Below are 20,061 nucleotides of genomic sequence, written 5' to 3' on the forward strand. Positions count from 1 at the left end.
TTTCACTTGATCGAGGAGGAATTGGCATATGCATATGAATGGCGTCGGCTGGATCACAGCCATCATCGTCGGCGGTCTGGCGGGCTGGTTCGCCGAGATGGTCATGAAGAGCAACACCGGCATTGTCATGAACATCATCATGGGCATTGTCGGCGCCGTGGTGCTGAACGCGATCCTGCAGGCCCTCAATATCGGGGCCTTCGGTGCCGGCTGGGTGGCCTATCTGATCACCGGCTTCATCGGCGCCTGCCTGCTGATCTTCGTGGGACGGCTCGTTCGCCGCTGAACCGCTATGCGAAAAAGGCCGTGGCGGCATGCGCTGCTACGGCCTTTTTCTTTGCCTCGAAAAGTCTTAGATGACGACACAGGCGGCTAGCGAAATCGCGGCCGCGAAGGGTTTGAGATGGTCACAGTCCTAGACACGATCGCCAACCGGCCGCGCCCGCGGCATCCCGAGAAGGCTCACCGGCCCGACCAGGAGGTGCTGCGCAAGCCCGACTGGATCCGCGTCAAGGCGCCGGTTTCCAAGGGCTATGCCGAAACGCGCGAGATCGTGAAGTCGCACAAGCTGGTGACGGTGTGCGAGGAGGCCGGCTGCCCGAATATCGGCGAGTGCTGGGACAAGAAGCACGCCACCTTCATGATCATGGGCGAGATCTGCACGCGCGCCTGCGCCTTCTGCAATGTCGCGACCGGTATCCCGACCGCGCTCGATCTGGATGAGCCCGCGCGCGTGGCTCACGCCGTCAAGCAGATGGGGCTGAGCCACGTCGTCATCACCTCGGTCGACCGCGACGACCTGGCCGATGGCGGCGCCCAGCATTTCGCCAATGTCATCCGCGCCATCCGCGCGGCGACGCCCTCGACGACGATCGAGATCCTGACGCCCGACTTCCTGCGCAAAGACGGCGCGCTGGAGATCGTTGTCGCGGCCAAGCCCGACGTCTTCAACCACAATCTCGAAACCGTGCCGTCGAATTACCTGACGGTCCGTCCCGGCGCGCGTTATTTCCACTCGATCCGGCTTTTGCAGCGGGTCAAGGAACTCGACCCGTCGATCTTCACCAAATCCGGCATCATGGTCGGCCTCGGCGAGGAGCGGAACGAGGTGCTGCAATTGATGGACGATCTGCGTTCGGCCAATGTCGACTTCATGACCATCGGCCAGTACCTGCAGCCCTCGAAGAAGCACCATCCGGTGATCCGCTTCATCCCGCCGGATGAATTCAAGTCCTATGAGACGATAGGCAAGACCAAGGGTTTCCTGTTGATGGCGTCGAGCCCGTTGACGCGCTCCTCGCATCACGCCGGCGAGGATTTCGCCAGGTTGCGCGCGGCGCGCGAGGCGCAGCTCGCGAAGGCCAGCTGACCTTCAATGCCGAAATTCGAGGCGACACGCCGCGTCGCGCATACACCGCAAGAAATGTTCGCGCTGGTTGCGGACATCGAGGCTTACCCGCAATTCCTGCCGCTCTGTGAGTCGCTCACCGTGCGCTCCCGCAAGGAGCGCGACGGCCGCACTATCCTGGTTGCCGACATGAGCATCGGCTACAAGGCGATCCGCGAGACCTTTACCACGCAGGTGCTGCTCAATCCGGCCGAGCATGCCATCGACGTCAAATACATCGACGGTCCGTTCAAATATCTCAGCAATATCTGGCGCTTCGATCCTGCTGGCGACGGCTGCGAGGTGCATTTCTTCATAGATTACGAATTCAAAAGCCGCATCCTGGGCGCAGTGATGGGCACGATGTTCGATCGTGCCTTCCGCATGTTCTCGGAAGCCTTCGAGAAACGCGCCGACGTTATCTACGGTGTAAAACCCGCCTGATTTTCGCCCGGCTCGATCCTGCCCAGCGCGCGCAGTCCTAGTTGCAGCGCGTGTCGCACCGTCTCGTGCCGGATGAATTCACGGCCCTTTTGGCCGAACAACTGCCGCTCCGCGACGATCGGCTGTCCGGCAAGCGCTATCCCGAACCAGACAAGGCCGACCGGCTTGTCCGTCGAACCGCCGCCCGGACCGGCAATGCCGGTGACGGCGAGCGAGAGGCTGGCTTGCGAATGCGCCAGCGCGCCTGCCGCCATCTCCAGCACCGTCTCGCGCGAGACCGCGCCATGCGCCTCAAGCGTGGCGGCGGAAACGCCGAGCATCTCTATCTTGGCTTCGTTGGAATAGGTGACGAAGCCGCGATCGACCACCGCGGAGGACCCGGCGATGTCGGTCAGCGCCGCGATGATCAGGCCGCCGGTGCAGCTTTCGGCCGTCGCCAGCATGATGCCGCGCTGCTGACAGGCCTGGAGCATAGCGATAGCGAGTTCGGCGTTGCTCATGCCGGCACCTCTCCCGGGTAGACGACGCTGGCGGTGGCGATCGCGGCAATGCCTTCGCCACGCCCGACAAAGCCCAGCTTCTCGTTGGTCGTCGCCTTGATCGAAATACGCTCGCTCGCGATGCCGAGCATGGCCGAAAGCGCCTCCGTCATCGCCGCGCGATGCGGTCCGACGCGCGGCGCCTCGCAGATCAAGGTGATGTCGGCATTGGCAATGCGGCCGCCACGCTCGCGCACCAGCTTTGCCGCGTGCTCGACGAAGATCTTCGAGGCCGCTCCCTTCCATTGCGGGTCGGACGGCGGGAAATGCGTGCCTATGTCGCCAGCGCCGCAGGTGGCAAGCAACGCGTCGGTCAGCGCATGCAGCCCGACATCGGCGTCCGAATGGCCGGACAGCTTTCGCTCGTACGGGATGGCGACGCCGCACAAGGTGACGCGATCGCCGGGCTCGAAGGCATGCACGTCGTAGCCATTGCCGGTGCGAATATCCGGGAAGCGCTGCTGCGCGCTCAAGAGCCGCTGGTCGGCCAATGCAATATCCCTTGCCCAGGTGAGTTTGACGTTGTCCGGCGATCCGGGAACGATCTTGACCGGTATCTGTGCCCATTCGGCGATCGCCGCGTCGTCGGTGAATTCCGTTTTGCCCAAATGATGCGCCTTTTCGTGCGCGGCGAGCAACGGCCAGAACGGAAAGCCCTGCGGCGTCTGCGCCGCATGAAGGCCGGCTCTCGACACCGTCTCGTCGATCATGCCGGCAGCCGATTCCCGCTTCAGCGTATCAGCGACGGGCAGCGCCGGCAGCGCGCCCTGGCGCTCGCCGATCGCCTCGATGGTGCGGTCGATCAGCCCGGCATCGACGAACGGGCGCACGGCGTCATGCACCAGCACCTTTCCGGGTGCCTGGTCTCTCAGCGCCAAGAGACCGAGGCGGACGGAGGCCTGGCGCGATGGGCCGCCAATAACCGTGATGAGACGTTCGGCATGCGCACCAGCCGCGCGCTGCAAAAGCTCGGCGTCGTCGGCGTGGATGGCGACGACCACGGGGCCGATCATCGGATGCGAGAGGAAAATATCCAACGTGTGGGCGATGACGGCACGGCCGCCGATGCGCTGATATTGCTTCGGACCGTCGGCCTGTCCGGCGCGCGCGCCGCGTCCGGCGGCGACGATCACCACCCCTATCCCACCGTTTGGCCCCGCCGCTTGCTTTTCGCTTGCCTCGCTCATTCCGATCGGTCCTAGTCGGCGTAATGGCCGAAGGCCAGCGTTTTCCAAAATGCGCCTTAATGTGACGTCATTGCGCGTTGCACAATGCCACACTTCTGGCTAGAGAATGTGCAACGATTGAACATGCTTGGTTTTTGTGCATGGCTGAACTGACCACTTTGACATCGCCACTCGATGTCGGCGGCGTGAGAATCCGCAATCGCGTTTTCCTGGCGCCGATGTCAGGCATCACCGACGAGCCGTTCCGGCAGCGCGCCCACGCGCATGGCGCGGGGCTGGTCGTGTCGGAAATGGTGGCAAGCGGCGAACTGGCCAAGGGCAGGGCCGGCTGCGACCTGCGCATCCGCCATTCCGGCCTGCCGGTGCATATGGTTCAGTTGGCCGGCCGCGAGGCCGTCCATATGGGCGAGGGCGCGCGCATAGCGGCGGGCGAGGGCGCCGATATCATCGACATCAACATGGGCTGCCCCGCGAAGAAAGTGACCGGCGGCTATGCCGGTTCGGCGCTGATGCGCGACCTCGACCATGCGCTGTCGCTGATCGAGGCGGTGGTCGGCGCCGTTTCGGTGCCGGTGACGGTCAAGATGCGGCTCGGCTGGGACGAAAGCGCGCTCAACGCGCCGATGCTGGCGCGCCGCGCCGAACAGGCCGGCGTCAAGATGGTGACAGTGCATGGCCGCACGCGCTGCCAGTTCTACCAGGGCAAGGCCGACTGGCGCGCCATCGCGCGCGTCAAGGAAGCCGTATCGATACCCGTGGTGGCCAATGGCGATGTCGGCTCGCCGGAAGAGGCGGCGACAATCCTCGAACAGTCCGGAGCAGACGCGGTGATGATCGGCCGCGCGCACTATGGCGCGCCATGGATCGCCGGCGACATTGCCACAACCGCCGCCGGCGCAAGCGCGCAACCAATTCCGCGCATGCCGGGGGCGCTCGCCGACTACGTCGTGTCCCACTACGAGGACATGCTCTCGCTCTACGGCATCCAAAGCGGCCTGCGCCAGGCGCGCAAGCATCTCGGCTGGTATCTTGACCGCCATACGGCCGATGTTTCAGCGGAGCAGCGCAAACGCATTCTGACTTCCTTCGACCCGCGGGAAGTCGTCGCCGAGCTGCGCCGCGCGCTCACTGACAGCTTGTCCTCGATCAGCTTGCGGAGCGCGGCATGAAGGCCAACGTTCCCCAGCCGGCCGATATGGCGGATGCCGCCAACATCGTGCTCAACACTATCCGCCGCCCGGTCATCATGGTCGACGCCGACGGCTTTATCACTTTTGCCAATGCCGATGCCGAGGACTTCTTCCGCTCCAGCGCGACCATGCTTGCCCGCAACACGCTCTCCAAGCTGGTGCCGTTCGGTAGCCCGCTGCTGACGCTGGTCGACCAGGTGCGCGAACGCCGTGCGCCGGTCAACGAATACCGCGTCGACGTCTCATCGCCGCGCCTCGGCATCGAGAAGATGGTCGACCTCTATGTCGCGCCGGTGACGGAGTTTCCGGGCTCGATCGTGGTCATGTTCCAGGAACGGTCGATGGCCGACAAGATCGATCGCCAGATGACGCATCGCGGTGCCGCGCGCTCCGTCACCGGTCTCGCCGCCATGCTGGCGCATGAGATCAAGAACCCGCTTTCAGGCATCCGCGGCGCCGCCCAATTGCTTGAGTTGTCGGCCTCCGACGAGGACCGCGCGCTGACCCGCCTGATCACCGACGAGACGGACCGCATCGTCTCGCTGGTCGACCGCATGGAGGTGTTTTCCGACGAGCGGCCGATCGAGCGCTATCCGGTCAACATCCACGTCGTGCTCGATCATGTGAAGGCGATTGCCAAGAATGGTTTTGCAAGGCGGATCAAGATCTTGGAGGAATATGATCCATCATTGCCTCCGGTCTTCGCCAACCGCGACCAACTGATCCAGGTCTTCCTCAATCTGGTGAAGAACGCCGCCGAGGCGATCGGCGCCGACCCGCAGGGCGAGATCATGCTGTCGACGGCTTTTCGCCCTGGCATCCGTGTTTCCGTGCCCGGCACGCAGGATCGGGTCTCGTTGCCGCTGGAATTCTGCGTGCATGACAACGGGCCCGGCGTCTCCGAGGACATCCTGCCGATCCTGTTCGATCCGTTCATCACCACCAAACCCAATGGCTCGGGACTTGGGCTGGCGCTGGTAGCCAAGATCGTCGGCGAGCATGGCGGCATCATCGAATGCGATTCGACGCCGCGCGGGACGACATTCCGCATCCTGCTTCCGGCCTGGAAGGAGACCGCGCCCGGCGCGGGCGAGGGAGCTGAAGGAGACCGCACATGACTGCTCGCGGCAATATTCTCGTCGCCGACGATGATGCGGCCATCCGCACCGTGCTCAGCCAGGCGCTGTCGCGGGTCGGCCACGAGGTGCGCGTCACCTCCAATGCTTCGACGCTGTGGCGTTGGGTGGCGGCGGGCGAGGGCGATCTGGTCATCACCGACGTGGTGATGCCCGACGAGAATGCTTTCGACATGCTGCCGCGCATCAAGAAGGCGCGGCCCGAGCTGCCGGTCATCGTCATGAGCGCGCAGAACACATTCATGACCGCGATCCGCGCCTCCGAGACCGGCGCCTACGAATATCTGCCGAAGCCGTTCGACCTCACTGAACTGCTCAATATCGTCAACCGGGCGCTGGCCGAGCCGAAGCGGCCGAAGCTCGATGCCCGCGCGGAAGACCAGCCGGAGACGATGCCGCTGGTCGGCCGCTCCGCCGCCATGCAGGATATCTACCGCATGCTGGCGCGCATGATGCAGACCGACCTCACGGTCATGATCAGCGGCGAGTCCGGCACCGGCAAGGAGCTGGTGGCGCGCGCGCTGCATGAGTATGGCCGCCGCCGCGGCGGCCCGTTCGTGGCCATCAACATGGCGGCGATTCCGCGCGACCTGATCGAATCGGAACTGTTCGGCCACGAGAAGGGCGCCTTCACCGGGGCGCAGAACCGCTCTAGCGGCCGCTTCGAACAGGCCGAGGGCGGCACGCTGTTTCTCGATGAGATCGGCGACATGCCGATGGAAGCACAGACCCGGCTGCTGCGCGTGCTGCAGCAGGGCGAATACACCACGGTCGGCGGTCGCACGCCGATCAAGACCGACGTGCGCATCGTCGCGGCCACAAACAAGGACCTGCGCACGCTGATCAACCAGGGCCTCTTCCGCGAGGACCTGTTCTATCGCCTCAATGTCGTGCCGCTGAGGCTGCCGGCGCTGCGCGAGCGTTCCGAGGACATTCCCGATCTGGTGCGGCATTTCTTCAAGCAGGGCGCCAGCGAGGGCTTGCAGACCAAGCGCATATCATCCGGCGGCATCGAGCTCATGAAGCGCTACCCCTGGCCGGGCAACGTGCGCGAGCTGGAAAACCTGGTGCGCCGGCTGGCCGCCCTCTATTCGCAGGACGAGATTTCGTCGGAGATCATCGAATCCGAGCTGAAGACCGGCGAAAGGCCGGTCGTGCCCGACGGCGGCGCGCTCATCCCCGACGATCTGTCGATCGGCCAGGCGGTCGAGCACTTCCTGCAGCGATATTTCGCCTCCTTCGCCGGCGAATTGCCGCCGGCCGGGCTCTATCAGCGCATTCTTGCCGAGGTCGAATATCCGCTGGTGCTGGCTTCGATGACGGCGACGCGCGGCAACCAGATCAAGGCGGCGGAACTTTTGGGGCTCAACCGCAACACGCTGCGCAAGAAGATCCGCGAACTCGGCGTCAACGTCTACAAATCAGCCAGGCAGCCGTAGCGTCACCTCGTCCCTTCGGTGAATTTTGTCTGGGAAAGATTATCTTCCCGGCCACACTTGTTGCATAATCGCCACAATGCGTTGCATACATCCGACGCGATGATCGACTCTGTACCGCGACATGGCAGCTGAGGCTCCGACCCTGAACCAATCGCCTTTCAACCAGACCGGCGCGCGCGACGGGCGGCGGTTGCTGGCGTTGCCCGGCGTCGTCGCGATTGCCGGCGCGATGATCACGGCGGCCATCTCGTTCGCGATCCTGGTCGGCGCAACGCCGATCGCGCCGACGGCCGACGCGACCTGGGCCTTGATCGCTGCCAATGCCGTCTTTGTCCTGTTCCTCATCGCCTTGATCGCCCGCGAGGTGCGCCGCATCATCCTGGCGCGGCGCCACGGCAGGGCCGCCTCGCGACTGCATGTGCGCATCGTCGCCATGTTCGCGCTGGTTGCCGCCATTCCGGCCATCATGGTGGCGATCATCGCGTCGATCACGCTCGACATCGGCCTCGACCGTTGGTTCGAAATCCGCACCAAGACGATTGTCAACTCATCGCTGTCGATTGCCGACGCCTATGTGCAGGAGAACGCGCGCAACCTGCAGGGCACGACATTGTCCATGGCGTACGATCTCGACGCTTCGCGCACGCTCTACGGCCTCGACCGGGGCGGTTTCCTCGACCTGTTGAACAAGGAAGCCGTCGGACGCGGACTGGCGCATGCGGCCCTGATCAAGCCGGATGGCTCGTTCGTCATGAACGCCAAGACCGATGCCGATTTCCCCATGCCAGAGCCGCCCTCGGGCGCTGTCGACACCGCGTCCGACGGCAAGCCGGTGCTGATCGAGCCGCGCACCCGCAACATCATGGGCGCCATCATCAAGCTGCGCGAGATCGAAGGGCTTTACCTGTATACGATCCGGCTCGTCGATCCCGACGTGATCAAGGCGCGTCAGATCGTCAGGTCCAACACCGACGAATACCGCAATCTCGAGGACAACCGCCGGACCTCGCAGGTCGCCTTCGCGCTGCCCTATCTGTCGCTCACGCTGATCATCACGCTCTCGGCTATCTGGACCGGCATCGCGGTCGCCGACCGGATCGTGCGGCCGATCCGCCAGCTGATCGGCGCCGCCGACGAGGTGGCGACCGGCAATCTCGACGCTGCAGTTCCGGTGCGCCAGTCCGATGGCGACGTCGCCTCGCTCGGCGAGACCTTCAACAACATGATCCTGGAGCTCAAATCGCAGCGCAACGAGCTGCTCTCGGCCAAGGATCTGATCGACGAGCGGCGACGCTTCTCCGAGGCCGTGCTGGCCGGTGTCACCGCCGGCGTCATCGGCGTCGATCCTTACGGCGTCATCACCATCGTCAATCGTTCGGCCGAAACGATGCTGGCCATTTCGGCAAATGCGACGCTCGGCCAGAACCTGTCGGCGGTCCTGCCGCTTGTCGGCCGCGTCTTCGAGATTGGGCGGCAGTCCGGCAAGCCGGTCTATCGCGAGCAGGTGACCTTCTTCCGCAGCGGTCTAGAGCGCACCTTCAATGTCCAGGTGACGGTCGAAGCGGGCGACGACGGCGAGGAAGAGAAATCCTATGTGGTCACGGTCGACGACATCACCGATCTCGTCCAGGCGCAGCGCTCGTCGGCCTGGGCCGACGTCGCGCGGCGCATCGCGCATGAGATCAAGAACCCGCTGACGCCGATCCAGCTTTCGGCCGAGCGCATCAAGCGCCGTTACGGCAAGGTCATCACCGAGGATCGCGAGGTCTTCGACCAGTGCACCGATACCATCATCCGCCAGGTCGAGGACATCGGCCGCATGGTCGACGAATTCTCGGCCTTTGCCCGCATGCCGAAGCCCGAGATGAAGGCTATCGACCTGCGTGAATCGCTGCGCGAGGCGTCCTTCCTGGTCGAGGTCAGCCGCTCCGACATCGCCTTCAAACGTGATTTCGGCAACGAGCCGTTGAAAGGCACTTTCGACAGCCGCCTGATGGCGCAGGCCTTTGGCAACGTCATCAAGAACGCGGCCGAGGCGATCGACGGACTTGATGCGAAAGACCGTTCGGACGGCACAATCCGGATTCAGGCCGGGCGCCAAGATGGCGCCATACGAATCGACGTTATCGATAACGGCAAGGGGCTGCCGCGCGAGAATCGCCAAAGGCTTCTCGAGCCCTATATGACGACACGCGAGAAGGGCACCGGGCTTGGTCTCGCTATCGTCAAGAAGATCGTGGAGGACCATGGCGGCCGTCTCGAATTGCACGACGCGCCAGCGGATTTCCACGGCGGCCGGGGCGCGATGATCTCGATCATCCTGCCCCCGGCGACGATCGTAGCTGCGCCGCCACGCGGTGAGGGTCGAAGCGAACACGAAAGAGAAACTGAAAAGGTCGGTAATGGCGTCTGACATTCTCATCGTCGATGACGAGGAAGACATCCGCGAACTTGTCGCCGGTATCCTGAGCGACGAGGGTCATGAAACACGCACGGCGCATGATGCCGACAGCGCGCTCGCGGCGATCGCCGATCGCGCGCCGCGGCTGATTTTCCTCGACATCTGGCTGCAGGGTTCGCGCCTCGACGGCCTGGCGTTGCTCGACGAGATCAAGACCATGCACCCGAACATGCCGGTGGTGATGATTTCCGGCCACGGCAACATCGAGACGGCGGTGTCGGCCATCCGGCGCGGCGCGTACGACTTCATCGAGAAGCCGTTCAAGGCCGATCGCCTCATCCTGGTCGCAGAGCGCGCGCTGGAGACGTCCAAGCTGCGGCGCGAGGTTTCCGACCTCAAGCAGCGCAGCGGCGAGACCTTCGACCTGATCGGCATGTCGTCGGCGATGAGTCAGCTGCGGCAGACCATCGAGCGCGTCGCGCCCACCAACAGCCGCGTCATGATCGTCGGTCCCTCGGGCTCCGGCAAGGAACTGACGGCGCGCGCCATCCACACGCTTTCATCGCGCAAGACCGGTCCGTTCGTGACGCTGAGCGCGGCCACCATCACGCCCGAACGCATGGAGATCGAGCTGTTCGGCACAGAATCGAACGGCACCGAGCGCAAGGTCGGCGCGCTGGAGGAGGCGCATCGCGGCGTCCTCTACATCGACGAAGTCGCCGATATGCCGCGCGAAACGCAAAACAAGATCCTTCGCGTGCTGGTCGAGCAGCAATTCGAGCGGGTAGGCGGCACCAAGCGCGTCAAGGTCGATGTCCGCATCATCTCTTCGACCTCGCAGAATCTCGAAGCGATGATCGCCGACGGCCGCTTCCGCGAGGACCTTTACCATCGCCTGGCGGTGGTTCCGGTCATCGTGCCGGGGCTCGCCGAGCGGCGCGAGGACATTCCCTATCTCGTCGACAATTTCATGAAGCAGATCGCGCGCCAGGCCGGCATCAAGCCGCGCCGCATCGGCGACGATGCGCTGGCCGTGCTGCAGGCGCATAACTGGCCGGGCAACGTTCGCCAGTTGCGCAACAATGTCGAGCGATTGATGATTCTGGCGCGCGGCGAAGAGGCCGATGCGCCGATCACCGCCGATCTTCTGCCCTCCGAGATCGGCGACGTGATGCCACGCACGCCCAACCAGTCGGACCAGCACATCATGGCGCTGCCGTTGCGCGAGGCCCGCGAGCAATTCGAGAAGGACTATCTGATCGCCCAGATCAACCGCTTCGGCGGCAACATCTCGAAGACGGCCGAGTTCATCGGCATGGAACGCTCGGCGCTCCACCGCAAGCTGAAGTCGCTGGGTGTGTAAAAGCAATTCCAGGAAAGTGCGCAGCGGTTAGGCTCGGCGGTTTCGCCGTAGCTGTCCGTGCGGAATTGCGTAAGCCCCCCGGGGCCGGCTTGCCAGGGCCGGCTTGGCCCACGCGATTGTTCATTACGGCAGGGGCGGAATCGCCTAAGAAAGCCAGATATTTCCCTGAGGATGCCCATGCCGCGCATTGCCTATGTCAACGGGCGCTATGTCGTCCATGCCCAAGCCAGCGTCCATATCGAGGACCGTGGCTACCAGTTCGCGGACGGCGTCTATGAGGTCTGCGAAGTGGCGCGCGGCCATATCGTCGACATGCCGCGCCATCTTGCCCGGCTTAAGCGCTCGCTGAAGGAACTGTCGATCGCCTGGCCCGTCTCGGAAGGCGTCCTGCCGATGCTGCTGCGCGAGGTGGTCGATCGCAACGGCGTTATCGACGGCCTTGTCTATGTGCAGGTGACACGCGGCGTCGCCAGCCGCGAGTTCGTGTTTCCGCCGGCAGGCACGAGGCCTTCCCTGGTCATAACCGCCAGAAAGGCCGATCCGGCCGCGGCGGCAAAGCGGGTGGAAGCCGGCATTAAGGTCATCACGGTGCCTGAGAACCGCTGGGATCGCGTCGACATCAAGAGCACGGGCCTCTTGCCCAATGTGCTCGCCAAGCAGAAGGCCAAGGAAGCCGGCGCCCAGGAAGCCTGGTTCGTCGACACCGACGGCAACGTCAAGGAAGGCGGCTCGTCCAACGCCTGGATCGTCACCCGCGACGGCGTCCTGGTGACCCGGCCGGCCGAGCACGGCATCCTGCGCGGCATCACCCGCACGACGCTTTTCGATGTCGCCGCAAAGCTCGGCCTCAAGATCGAAGAACGTGGTTTTTCGGTCACCGAGGCCAAGGCGGCCAGGGAAGCGTTCATCAGTTCGGCGACGACAATCGCCATGCCGGTTGTCGAAATTGACGGCGCGCCGATCGCAAATGGCCATCCTGGTTCCATGACACTTTCGTTGCGGCAGGCCTTTTTTGACGTTGCGGAAAAAAGTCCAGCCTGATAACCGCACAGCTGGAATTAACCTCAACTATCTCATTCTGCTTGCCATTGTGTCGGCAAGAGGGGGTTTGCGCGCTTGACAGGTGCCGCGTAATTTGGCGCATTGGCCCGCAAACCGAAGGGGATCGGCGAAAGACAAGAAAAATGGCGGAACGATCGCAAAATCTTCAGGACCTGTTCCTGAATTCAGTTCGCAAGAGCAAAAATCCACTTACCATCTTCCTCATCAACGGCGTGAAGCTGACCGGCGTCGTCACTTCGTTCGACAATTTTTGTGTGTTGTTGCGGCGTGACGGGCACTCCCAGCTCGTCTACAAGCATGCCATTTCCACGATCATGCCGAGCCAGCCGGTTCAGATGTTCGATGGCGAGGAAAGCCAGGGCGCCTGATTGGCACGTGATAAGGACGCGGACCGCAGCGTTCGCGGAAAACAAGGACATCAACTCGGGCCGGATTCCAAGGATCCGACCCGGGCCGTCGTCATTGTGCCGGTGCTTACCCGCCAGCCGCGCGGCGACGATGAGTCGAGTCGCCCGCGTCTGAGCCGTTCGGCGGATGCACGCCACGACGAAGCGGTCGGCCTTGCCAGCGCCATCGATCTCAACCCGGTTCACACCGCGGTGGTGACGGTTGCCGATCCGCGGCCGGCCACGCTGCTCGGCAGCGGCAAGGTGGCCGAGTTCGCGGATATCGTGAAGGAACGCAAGGCGGAACTGGTCATTGTCGACCATCCGCTGACCCCGGTGCAGCAGCGCAATCTCGAAAAGGAACTGAACGCCAAGGTGCTCGATCGCACCGGGCTCATCCTCGAGATCTTCGGCGAGCGGGCGCGCACCAAGGAAGGCGCGCTGCAGGTCGAGCTCGCCCATCTCAACTACCAGAAGGGCCGCCTAGTGCGGAGCTGGACTCACCTCGAGCGGCAGCGCGGCGGCGCCGGCTTCCTCGGCGGTCCCGGCGAAACCCAGATCGAATCCGACCGTCGCATCCTGCAGGACAAGATCACCAAGCTGAAGCATGAGCTGGAAACGGTGCGGCGCACACGCGACCTGCATCGCGCCAAGCGCAAGAAGGTGCCTTTCCCGGTGGTGGCGATCGTCGGCTACACCAATGCCGGCAAGTCGACGCTGTTCAACCGGTTGACCGGGGCAGGGGTGCTGGCCGAGGACATGCTTTTCGCGACGCTTGATCCGACGTTGCGGCGCGTGCGGCTGCCGCACGGCACGCCGGTGATCCTGTCCGACACGGTGGGTTTCATTTCCGACCTTCCGACGCATCTGGTGGCGGCCTTCCGGGCGACGTTGGAAGAAGTCGTCGAGGCGGATCTGGTGCTTCATCTGCGCGACATCTCCGATCCCGATACGGCGGCCCAGGCCGAAGACGTCGAACGCATCCTCGGCGATCTTGGCGTCGACGCCGCCGACGCGAACCGCGTGATCGAGGTCTGGAACAAGATCGATCTGCTCGACGAAGGCAATCGCGAGCGGCTGCTTGACGAAGGGGCAAGCGGCAAGTCTCCGCCGATAGCCATTTCAGCGGTGACCGGCGAAGGACTGGACACGCTGAAAGCGCTCATCGAAACGCGGGTGTCGGGCGAACTGGAAACGATGACCGTGACGTTGAGCCCGGCTCAGCTCGGCCAGGTCGACTGGCTCTACCGCAACGGCGACGTCGTTTCGCGTACCGACAATGAGGACGGCAGCGTCACCCTCTCGCTCACGGCCACGCATAGCGCCAGGCGGGAAATCGAGAGCCGCCTACATCGCAAGGGCAGCTAATCGGCTGATTCCTTGCCGCTTTTGGCCTGCTGCCAGAGCGCTTCCATTTCGTCGAGCGTTGCCTTCTCCAGTGAACCGCCCGAAGCTTCCAAGGCTTGCTCGACATAGTGAAAGCGCGAGCGGAACTTGTCGTTGGTGCCGCTGAGCGCCGCTTCCGAATCGAGCTTGAGGTGGCGGCCGAGATTGACGACGGCAAACAGCATGTCGCCGAACTCGTCCTTGATCGGAGCCGCGTCACCGGTGGCGAGCGCCTCGCGCAATTCGCCGATCTCTTCCTCTATTTTGTCGAGAATCGGGGCTGCCTCGCTCCAGTCGAAGCCGACGCGCGCTGCCTTCTCCTGCAGCTTCAGGGCGCGCGTCAGGGCAGGGAGCGCGACCGGCACGCTGTCGAGATAGCCTTTGCCGTGATCTTCCGGATCGAGCCCGCGCGCGAGCCGGGCGTCGCGCTTCTCGGCTTTTTCAACCGCCTTGATCTTCTCCCACATGCCCTTGGCCATGCCGGCGCTGCGCGCCTTCTCGTCGCCGAAGACGTGCGGATGGCGGCGGATAATCTTGGTAGTGATGGCCTCGACGACATCGCCGAAAGCGAACTCGCCGATCTCCTCGGCCATCTGCGCATGGTAGACGACCTGCAGCAGCAGATCGCCCAGCTCCTCGCGCAGATCGTCGAAATCGCCGCGCGCGATCGCGTCGGCCACTTCATAGGCCTCCTCGATCGTGTAGGGCGCGATGGTCGTAAAATTCTGCTCGATATCCCAGGGGCAGCCGGTCTTCGGCGCTCGCAGCGCTGCCATGATCTCGATCAGCCGGGAAATGTCCTTGGAGGGCTTCATGAGTTGAGCCTATCTCGCGGTCAGCGTCCGACCAATCCTGGCCGGACACTGAAAAGAGTTGTCCACAGCCTCAGTCAAGCACCGAAACGATCGCCTTGGCGAGGTCGTCCATGCCGTCCTCCGGCAGGCCGGCCACGTTGATGCGGCTGTCGCCGACCATATAGACGGCGTGCTCGGCGCGCAGGCGTTCGACTTGCGCCTCGGTCAAGCCGAGCCGCGAAAACATGCCGCGATGGCTGGCGACGAAATCGAAGCGATCGGAGTTGGACTGACGCCTGAGGGCTTCGGCGAAGGCGACGCGCAGCCTGAGCATGCGCAGCCGCATCTCCTCGAGCTCCGTCTCCCAATCCTTTCTCAGGCTGGCGTCCTCCAGCACCGTACGCACGGCCGCCGCGCCATGGTCCGGCGGCATCGAATAGAGCGCGCGCGCCGCCGCCAGCATCTGGCTCATCGCCACGTCCGCCTGGGCGCCGTCCTTGGCCATGATCATCGCGGCGCCGACGCGGTCGCGATAGACGGCGAAATTCTTCGAGCAGCTCGAGGCGACGACCATTTCCGGCACCTTGCCGGCCAAGAGCCGCAGACCGGCGGCGTCGGCGTCGAGGCCCTCGCCAAAGCCCTGATAGGCAATGTCGACGAAAGGCAGCAGACCGCGCTCCAGCAGCACGTCGGCGACCTTGGCCCACTGCGCGGCATTGAGATTGGCGCCGGTCGGGTTGTGGCAGCAGCCGTGCAGCAGCACGACATCGCCGCTGTTGGCCGTCCTGAGCGTCGCCAGCATCTCGTCGAAGCGGACAGCGCCCGAAGCGGCATCGAAATATGGATAGTTGCGAACCTCGAGGCCGGCGGCGCGCATCACCGGTGGATGGTTCGGCCAGGTCGGATCGGACAGCCAGACCGTCGCACCGGGACGCGTGCGCTGCAGAAGCTCCGCCACCAGCCTGAGCGCGCCGGACCCGCCCGGCGCCTGTGCCGCGCGGATGCGCGAATGGTCGGTAGTCTCGCCGAAGGCGAGCTTGATCATGGCGGCGTTGAAGCCGGTGTCGCCGGCAAGGCCGAGATAGGTCTTGGTGTCCTGGCTCGCCAGCAGCCGCTTCTCGGCCTCGCGCACGGCGCGCATCACCGGCGTCCTGCCGTCTATGTCCTTGTAGACGCCGACACCGAGGTCGACTTTGCCGGGCCGCGGGTCGTTGCGATAGAGGCCGATCAGGGCAAGGATCTTGTCGGCGGGCGCGGGCTGCAGGGTCTCGAACATCGAAAAGGACTCCAATGGCGGCGGATTGATACGCAAATCGACTCCGCCGCGCCAGCGGTTTCCTCAAATACGGGCGGCACGAAAAGAAATGCCGGGCAGGGGATTAAAATCCCTACATGCTCCGTAAACAGGGCATGAAACGGTCGATGCCACGCTTCGACATCGTCGGGCAGTTGGGGTCGCTGCGGCGCTATGCGCGCTCGCTGACGCGCGACAGCGCCGACGCCGAGGATCTCGTCCATGACGCGCTGGTGCGCGCCTATGAGCGACGCGCGACCTTTCGCTCGGGCGGCAATTTGCGTGCCTGGCTTCTGGCGATCGTGCACAACATCTTCATCGACCGCATGCGCTCGCGCCGCTCCGAGGCGGCGCGCATCGAACAGGCCGGCCTTGTTGCCGACCAAAGCATGCCGGCGTCGCAGGACCATGCGGTGCGCCTGTCCCAGGTCCGGGAAGCGTTTCTCTCGCTCCCGGAGGAGCAGCGCTCCGCCCTGCACCTCGTCGCCATCGAAGGGCTATCCTATCAGCAGGCAGCCGAAGTCATCGGTATCCCGCTCGGAACCTTGATGTCGCGCATCGGCCGCGCGCGTGCCGCGCTGCGCGAGGTGGAAGAGGGCGCGGCGCCGAAAGCCAAGCCTCATCTCAGGATCGTGGGAGACGATCAATGACCGCCATTGTCGACCCCGTAACCGATGCCGACCTCGACGCCTATGTCGACGACCAATTGGATGTCGCCCGCCGCATCGAGGTCGAAGCGTTCCTCGCCGCGCGCCCGGAAGCGGCGGCGCGCGTGATGTCCGATTTGAGGACGCGCGATGAACTGCGAGTCGCGCTTGCAGGCCCCATCGGCATGGCGCGTCCGGCCACGACAGAAGCGGCGCGGCGGCTGGAAAGGGCACTTGCCAGGGGACGTATCCTTGCCGTGCTGCAGCGGGCCGCGGCCGCGGCCGTGCTGGTCGCGGCGGGCTGGCTGGCCAACGGCATTTTCGGGCCGATCGCGGTGACCAAGGTGGTCGCCTCGACGCAGCCGCCGGCCTATGTCGAGGATGCGGTCAGGGCGCACCGCACGACTTTGGTGCGCGAGACGATGCCGTCGCAGCAGGAGGCGCCGGGCTACGATGCCGACGAGATCCGCGCCGCCACCGCGATCGTCATGCCGTCGCTGCCCGACGACTGGAAGGTTCGCGACGTCCAGGTCTACCCCTCGCAATTCGGGCCGAGCGTCGAGGTGGCTGTCGAGACCAAGGACCTCGGCCTCGTCTCGCTGTTCGCCATCAGGCCCGGCACTTTCGACGTCGTGAAGCCGACGGTCGCGCCCTCCGATGACATTTCAACCGCCTATTTCCAGATCGGCGAGGTCGCCTATGCCGTGGTCGGACGCAGCGACGCCGTCAATCTCGACCATGCCGCCGAGAAACTCGCCAGGACGCTCTACTGAAACAGACCCTCTACTGAGAACCAAGGAGAACCAAATGAACAGCCCCAATCTGGGATACCGAACGGGCGCCGGCGTCCAGGCCGGAGCCGTCTATGACGAGGGCCTGCGCAAGCACATGCTGCGCGTCTACAACTATATGGGCCTCGGCCTTGTCGTCACCGGCCTCGTCGCCTTCTTCGTGGCCTCGACGCCCGCGCTCTATGTGCCGATCTTCTCCAGCCCGCTGAAATGGGTGGTGATGCTGGCGCCGCTCGCCTTCGTCATGCTCTTCTCGTTCAGGATGCAGACCATGTCGGCCTCAGGCGCGCAGGCGATGTTCTGGGCCTTCTGCGCCGTCATGGGCCTTTCGCTCGCCTCGGTGTTCCTGGTCTTCACCTCGACCAGCATCGCGCGCACCTTCTTCATCGCCGCCACGATGTTCGGCGCCACCAGCCTCTACGGCTACACGACCAGGCGCGACCTGACGCAGTTCTCGTCCTTCCTGATCATGGGCCTGATCGGCGTGGTCATCGCCAGCCTGGTCAACCTGTTCCTCGGCTCGACCGCGCTGCAGTTCGCCATCTCGGTGATCGGTATTGCCGTCTTCGTCGGCCTGACCGCCTGGGACACGCAGACGATCAAGGAGCAGTATGCGGAGAATTTCGACGCGGAATCGCAGCAGAAGCTCGCCGTCTTCGGCGCCTTCTCGCTCTATCTGAACTTCATCAACATCTTCCAGCTGCTCTTGAATTTCACCGGCGAGCGCGAATAGGCCGGGCCGTAGCAGGCAACGCTGCTGACCTCGGCATGGCCGGAGGGAAACCTCCGGCCATTTTTTCGACTCTGCATCGAGGCATCCACGGCCAAGGTGAGGTGCGGCATGTCCGCCGCGCTTGAGTTCACGCGCGGCCTTTTGCTAGCCTGCCGGCCAGACCAGCCAGCCGCGAGGACGCAATGGAACAACTGACGCTTCACGCTGACGGCATTTCGGCGACCGTCGTCGGGCAGGGGGCCGAGCTGGTCTCGCTGCGCGATGCCGACGGCACCGAGCTTCTGTGGCAGGCAGGCCCCGTCTGGCGCCGTCATTCGCCGGTCCTGTTCCCGATCGTCGGCCGGCTCAAGGGCGACCAACTGCGGCATCGCGGCCAAACCTATCCGATGACGCAGCATGGCTTTGCCCGCGACAGGGGTTTTGCCTGGAGGGAGCAGGGGCCGACCTCCTGCACATTGGTGCTTACCGATGACGCCGAGACCCGGACGCACTACCCTTTCGCCTTTCGCCTGGCCATCGGCTACGAGCTGAAACCCCGGCAGCTCGGCGTGACCTTCGAGATCGCCAACACGGGCGACGAGCCGCTGCCCGCCTCGATCGGCGCGCATCCGGCGTTCAACTGGCCGCTGCTGCCGGAACTGCCCAGGGAGGCCTACCGGCTGACCTTCGCCGACGATGAGCCGGCGCCGGTCCGCCGGCTGAAGGACGGCCTGCTGCTGCCGGACCCGCAACCGACACCAATCGAGGGAAAGAAATTGCCGCTTTCCGAAAAACTGTTCGACGATGACGCCGTCATCCTCGACAGGCCGGCCAGCACCAGCGTGCGCTATGCCGCCGGGCGCGGGCCGGCGATCGAGGTGTCCTGGCAGGGTTTCAACGAGCTGGGCATCTGGTCCAAGCCCGGCGGCGCGCCGTTCCTGTGCATCGAGCCGTGGCATGGCATCGCCAGCCCCATCGATTTCGACGGCGAGTTCGCTGACAAGCCGGGTGTCATGCTGATCGAGCCGGGCGCCCGGCGCGTGCTGAGCTACCGGATAGGCCTCAGCCGGGAACTGTAGGGCATGGTTCGCGATCAAGGCGGGCATTCCAGTCCATTTCGGGGTCGGGAACGGCATCGGCGTTGCGGCGGTTTCGTATGCTGATCGAGCGCCATACGCGAACGGCAGGCTGGGTACATGAGCACCACCAGATCCGGCGCTGTTGCAGCTTATGGAAATGCTGAAACAGTCGCCGGACTTGGAAGTCGGATCGCCACGGAATACGATGTCCGGGCGATTGCATAAGTCGAGGTGATCGATGCACGTACACCGCCACCTTCGAAAGCTGATCATTTGGATCATGCTGATAGCACCCGGCCTCGCGGCATTGCTAAACACGGTCTTCAACTAGCACCAAGGACAAAGCGCGTTGAAACGTTCGACCATAGTAGGCTGGATGATAATATTCATCATCTTCTTTCTCGTAATAATCGGCCACCTTGCATCAAACTACTTGCTATCCACCTTATAACACCACGGAACAAACCGCTTCGATGAACCGCCGCCACCTAGTGAGCGGCGGCCGCCTGCTTTTGATCACGGGTTGCATGACCGGCGATCAGGTCAGCGGCGACCAGAAGAATGGCGATCATGCCATTGACCAGCCGGCGACTCCTTTCGTTTGAAGGACGTTCGAAAACTCCAGCCTTTCGCTTAGAGACCAAACGAGTCGATCTGGCAGGTTTGTCGCATAAGATAGATTATGGAACTATCGGGTCGGGGCGCATACCCAGGAATTGCTACGGCTTTCGCTGCTGCGACGAACTCCGCGGATTACTCCTTGCAACGCTTCGCGACTTCGAGATCTCGACCGAACGTTCGACAGACGAACTGCAGCACAAATT

19 protein-coding genes are annotated in these 20,061 nt (G+C 63.9%); 15 read left to right on the forward strand and 4 right to left on the reverse strand.

Going from position 1 to position 20,061, the window contains the following annotated elements; all coding sequences use genetic code 11:
• The first annotated feature begins 28 nt into the window (after positions 1-28).
• The 3 genes from FJ957_RS06640 to FJ957_RS06650 all read left to right on the forward strand — a co-directional run bounded on the left by FJ957_RS06640 (position 29) and on the right by FJ957_RS06650 (position 1,831).
• Positions 29-286 (forward strand): GlsB/YeaQ/YmgE family stress response membrane protein, encoded by a 258-nt coding sequence (locus tag FJ957_RS06640; RefSeq protein WP_140646236.1) that lies wholly within the window; start codon positions 29-31, stop codon positions 284-286.
• A 117-nt stretch (positions 287-403) separates the two neighbouring features.
• Positions 404-1,369: a lipoyl synthase gene (lipA, locus tag FJ957_RS06645; protein WP_140829830.1), complete on the forward strand. Its 966-nt coding sequence runs from the start codon at positions 404-406 to the stop codon at positions 1,367-1,369.
• 6 nt (positions 1,370-1,375) lie between these two features.
• Positions 1,376-1,831 (forward strand): type II toxin-antitoxin system RatA family toxin, encoded by a 456-nt coding sequence (locus tag FJ957_RS06650; RefSeq protein ID WP_140829832.1) that lies wholly within the window; start codon positions 1,376-1,378, stop codon positions 1,829-1,831.
• Here FJ957_RS06650 and FJ957_RS06655 read toward each other — a convergent pair.
• Positions 1,810-2,331, reverse strand: coding sequence for a CinA family protein (locus FJ957_RS06655; RefSeq protein ID WP_140829834.1), 522 nt, complete (start codon positions 2,329-2,331; stop codon positions 1,810-1,812). The two genes, FJ957_RS06650 and FJ957_RS06655, sit on opposite strands and share 22 nt — an antisense overlap.
• Positions 2,328-3,557 carry a bifunctional 2-C-methyl-D-erythritol 4-phosphate cytidylyltransferase/2-C-methyl-D-erythritol 2,4-cyclodiphosphate synthase gene (locus tag FJ957_RS06660; protein ID WP_140829836.1) on the reverse strand — a complete coding sequence of 410 codons (1,230 nt, stop codon included), beginning with the start codon at positions 3,555-3,557 and terminating at the stop codon, positions 2,328-2,330. Before FJ957_RS06660 ends, FJ957_RS06655 begins: the two co-directional genes overlap by 4 nt.
• 140 nt (positions 3,558-3,697) lie before the next feature.
• Between FJ957_RS06660 and dusB the strand changes: the two genes are divergently transcribed.
• The 8 genes from dusB (at position 3,698) to hflX (ending at position 13,902) form a co-directional block, all read left to right on the forward strand.
• Complete coding sequence (gene dusB, locus FJ957_RS06665; RefSeq protein ID WP_140829838.1) at positions 3,698-4,726, forward strand: tRNA dihydrouridine synthase DusB; 1,029 nt, start codon at positions 3,698-3,700, stop codon at positions 4,724-4,726.
• Positions 4,723-5,865, forward strand: a complete 1,143-nt coding sequence (locus FJ957_RS06670; RefSeq protein ID WP_140829840.1) for a nitrogen regulation protein NR(II) — start codon at positions 4,723-4,725, stop codon at positions 5,863-5,865. Before dusB ends, FJ957_RS06670 begins: the two co-directional genes overlap by 4 nt.
• Positions 5,862-7,322 carry a nitrogen regulation protein NR(I) gene (ntrC, locus tag FJ957_RS06675; protein WP_140829842.1) on the forward strand — a complete coding sequence of 487 codons (1,461 nt, stop codon included), beginning with the start codon at positions 5,862-5,864 and terminating at the stop codon, positions 7,320-7,322. Before FJ957_RS06670 ends, ntrC begins: the two co-directional genes overlap by 4 nt.
• A gap of 121 nt (positions 7,323-7,443) precedes the next feature.
• Complete coding sequence (locus tag FJ957_RS06680) at positions 7,444-9,735, forward strand: PAS domain-containing sensor histidine kinase (RefSeq protein ID WP_140829844.1); 2,292 nt, start codon at positions 7,444-7,446, stop codon at positions 9,733-9,735.
• Positions 9,725-11,086, forward strand: a complete 1,362-nt coding sequence (locus tag FJ957_RS06685) for a sigma-54 dependent transcriptional regulator (protein WP_140829846.1) — start codon at positions 9,725-9,727, stop codon at positions 11,084-11,086. The genes FJ957_RS06680 and FJ957_RS06685 overlap by 11 nt, the downstream gene beginning before the upstream one ends.
• A gap of 177 nt (positions 11,087-11,263) precedes the next feature.
• Entirely contained in the window at positions 11,264-12,127 is an 864-nt protein-coding gene (locus FJ957_RS06690; protein WP_140829848.1) for a D-amino-acid transaminase, read from the forward strand.
• A gap of 143 nt (positions 12,128-12,270) precedes the next feature.
• Positions 12,271-12,516, forward strand: a complete 246-nt coding sequence (hfq, locus tag FJ957_RS06695) for an RNA chaperone Hfq (protein ID WP_006202172.1) — start codon at positions 12,271-12,273, stop codon at positions 12,514-12,516.
• Positions 12,517-13,902: a GTPase HflX gene (hflX, locus tag FJ957_RS06700; RefSeq protein ID WP_140829850.1), complete on the forward strand. Its 1,386-nt coding sequence runs from the start codon at positions 12,517-12,519 to the stop codon at positions 13,900-13,902.
• Here the strand turns inward: hflX and mazG are convergent.
• Both mazG and FJ957_RS06710 read right to left on the reverse strand, forming a co-directional pair.
• Positions 13,899-14,735 carry a nucleoside triphosphate pyrophosphohydrolase gene (mazG, locus tag FJ957_RS06705; RefSeq protein WP_140829852.1) on the reverse strand — a complete coding sequence of 279 codons (837 nt, stop codon included), beginning with the start codon at positions 14,733-14,735 and terminating at the stop codon, positions 13,899-13,901. The two genes, hflX and mazG, sit on opposite strands and share 4 nt — an antisense overlap.
• A 70-nt stretch (positions 14,736-14,805) precedes the next feature.
• Complete coding sequence (locus tag FJ957_RS06710) at positions 14,806-15,990, reverse strand: amino acid aminotransferase (RefSeq protein ID WP_140829854.1); 1,185 nt, start codon at positions 15,988-15,990, stop codon at positions 14,806-14,808.
• A 146-nt stretch (positions 15,991-16,136) separates the two neighbouring features.
• On the opposite strand from FJ957_RS06710, the gene FJ957_RS06715 reads away from it, so the two are divergent.
• The 4 genes from FJ957_RS06715 (at position 16,137) to FJ957_RS06730 (ending at position 19,237) form a co-directional block, all read left to right on the forward strand.
• Positions 16,137-16,658 (forward strand): sigma-70 family RNA polymerase sigma factor, encoded by a 522-nt coding sequence (locus FJ957_RS06715; RefSeq protein ID WP_246685780.1) that lies wholly within the window; start codon positions 16,137-16,139, stop codon positions 16,656-16,658.
• Positions 16,655-17,428, forward strand: a complete 774-nt coding sequence (locus FJ957_RS06720; protein WP_140829858.1) for an anti-sigma factor — start codon at positions 16,655-16,657, stop codon at positions 17,426-17,428. Before FJ957_RS06715 ends, FJ957_RS06720 begins: the two co-directional genes overlap by 4 nt.
• Positions 17,429-17,462: 34 nt before the next feature.
• On the forward strand, positions 17,463-18,179 hold the full coding sequence (locus FJ957_RS06725; RefSeq protein ID WP_140672970.1) for a Bax inhibitor-1/YccA family protein: 717 nt from the start codon (positions 17,463-17,465) through the stop codon (positions 18,177-18,179).
• Positions 18,180-18,361: 182 nt separating this feature from the next.
• A complete protein-coding gene (locus tag FJ957_RS06730; protein WP_140829860.1) occupies positions 18,362-19,237 on the forward strand; it encodes an aldose 1-epimerase family protein in 876 nt (291 codons plus the stop codon).
• Positions 19,238-20,061: the final 824 nt, after the last annotated feature.

Source organism: Mesorhizobium sp. B2-4-6, from assembly GCF_006442775.1.
GTDB lineage: Bacteria > Pseudomonadota > Alphaproteobacteria > Rhizobiales > Rhizobiaceae > Mesorhizobium.

What these genes read in the sequence shown, in the direction of transcription:
- FJ957_RS06640 (WP_140646236.1), top strand. Translation starts at nt 29, where the DNA reads ATGCATATGAATGGCGTCGGCTGGATCACAGCCATCATCGTCGGCGGT.
- lipA (WP_140829830.1), top strand. Translation starts at nt 404, where the DNA reads ATGGTCACAGTCCTAGACACGATCGCCAACCGGCCGCGCCCGCGGCAT.
- FJ957_RS06650 (WP_140829832.1), top strand. Translation starts at nt 1,376, where the DNA reads ATGCCGAAATTCGAGGCGACACGCCGCGTCGCGCATACACCGCAAGAA.
- FJ957_RS06655 (WP_140829834.1), bottom strand. Translation starts at nt 2,331, where the DNA reads ATGAGCAACGCCGAACTCGCTATCGCTATGCTCCAGGCCTGTCAGCAG.
- FJ957_RS06660 (WP_140829836.1), bottom strand. Translation starts at nt 3,557, where the DNA reads ATGAGCGAGGCAAGCGAAAAGCAAGCGGCGGGGCCAAACGGTGGGATA.
- dusB (WP_140829838.1), top strand. Translation starts at nt 3,698, where the DNA reads ATGGCTGAACTGACCACTTTGACATCGCCACTCGATGTCGGCGGCGTG.
- FJ957_RS06670 (WP_140829840.1), top strand. Translation starts at nt 4,723, where the DNA reads ATGAAGGCCAACGTTCCCCAGCCGGCCGATATGGCGGATGCCGCCAAC.
- ntrC (WP_140829842.1), top strand. Translation starts at nt 5,862, where the DNA reads ATGACTGCTCGCGGCAATATTCTCGTCGCCGACGATGATGCGGCCATC.
- FJ957_RS06680 (WP_140829844.1), top strand. Translation starts at nt 7,444, where the DNA reads ATGGCAGCTGAGGCTCCGACCCTGAACCAATCGCCTTTCAACCAGACC.
- FJ957_RS06685 (WP_140829846.1), top strand. Translation starts at nt 9,725, where the DNA reads ATGGCGTCTGACATTCTCATCGTCGATGACGAGGAAGACATCCGCGAA.
- FJ957_RS06690 (WP_140829848.1), top strand. Translation starts at nt 11,264, where the DNA reads ATGCCGCGCATTGCCTATGTCAACGGGCGCTATGTCGTCCATGCCCAA.
- hfq (WP_006202172.1), top strand. Translation starts at nt 12,271, where the DNA reads ATGGCGGAACGATCGCAAAATCTTCAGGACCTGTTCCTGAATTCAGTT.
- mazG (WP_140829852.1), bottom strand. Translation starts at nt 14,735, where the DNA reads ATGAAGCCCTCCAAGGACATTTCCCGGCTGATCGAGATCATGGCAGCG.
- FJ957_RS06710 (WP_140829854.1), bottom strand. Translation starts at nt 15,990, where the DNA reads ATGTTCGAGACCCTGCAGCCCGCGCCCGCCGACAAGATCCTTGCCCTG.
- FJ957_RS06715 (WP_246685780.1), top strand. Translation starts at nt 16,137, where the DNA reads ATGCCACGCTTCGACATCGTCGGGCAGTTGGGGTCGCTGCGGCGCTAT.
- FJ957_RS06720 (WP_140829858.1), top strand. Translation starts at nt 16,655, where the DNA reads ATGACCGCCATTGTCGACCCCGTAACCGATGCCGACCTCGACGCCTAT.
- FJ957_RS06725 (WP_140672970.1), top strand. Translation starts at nt 17,463, where the DNA reads ATGAACAGCCCCAATCTGGGATACCGAACGGGCGCCGGCGTCCAGGCC.
- FJ957_RS06730 (WP_140829860.1), top strand. Translation starts at nt 18,362, where the DNA reads ATGGAACAACTGACGCTTCACGCTGACGGCATTTCGGCGACCGTCGTC.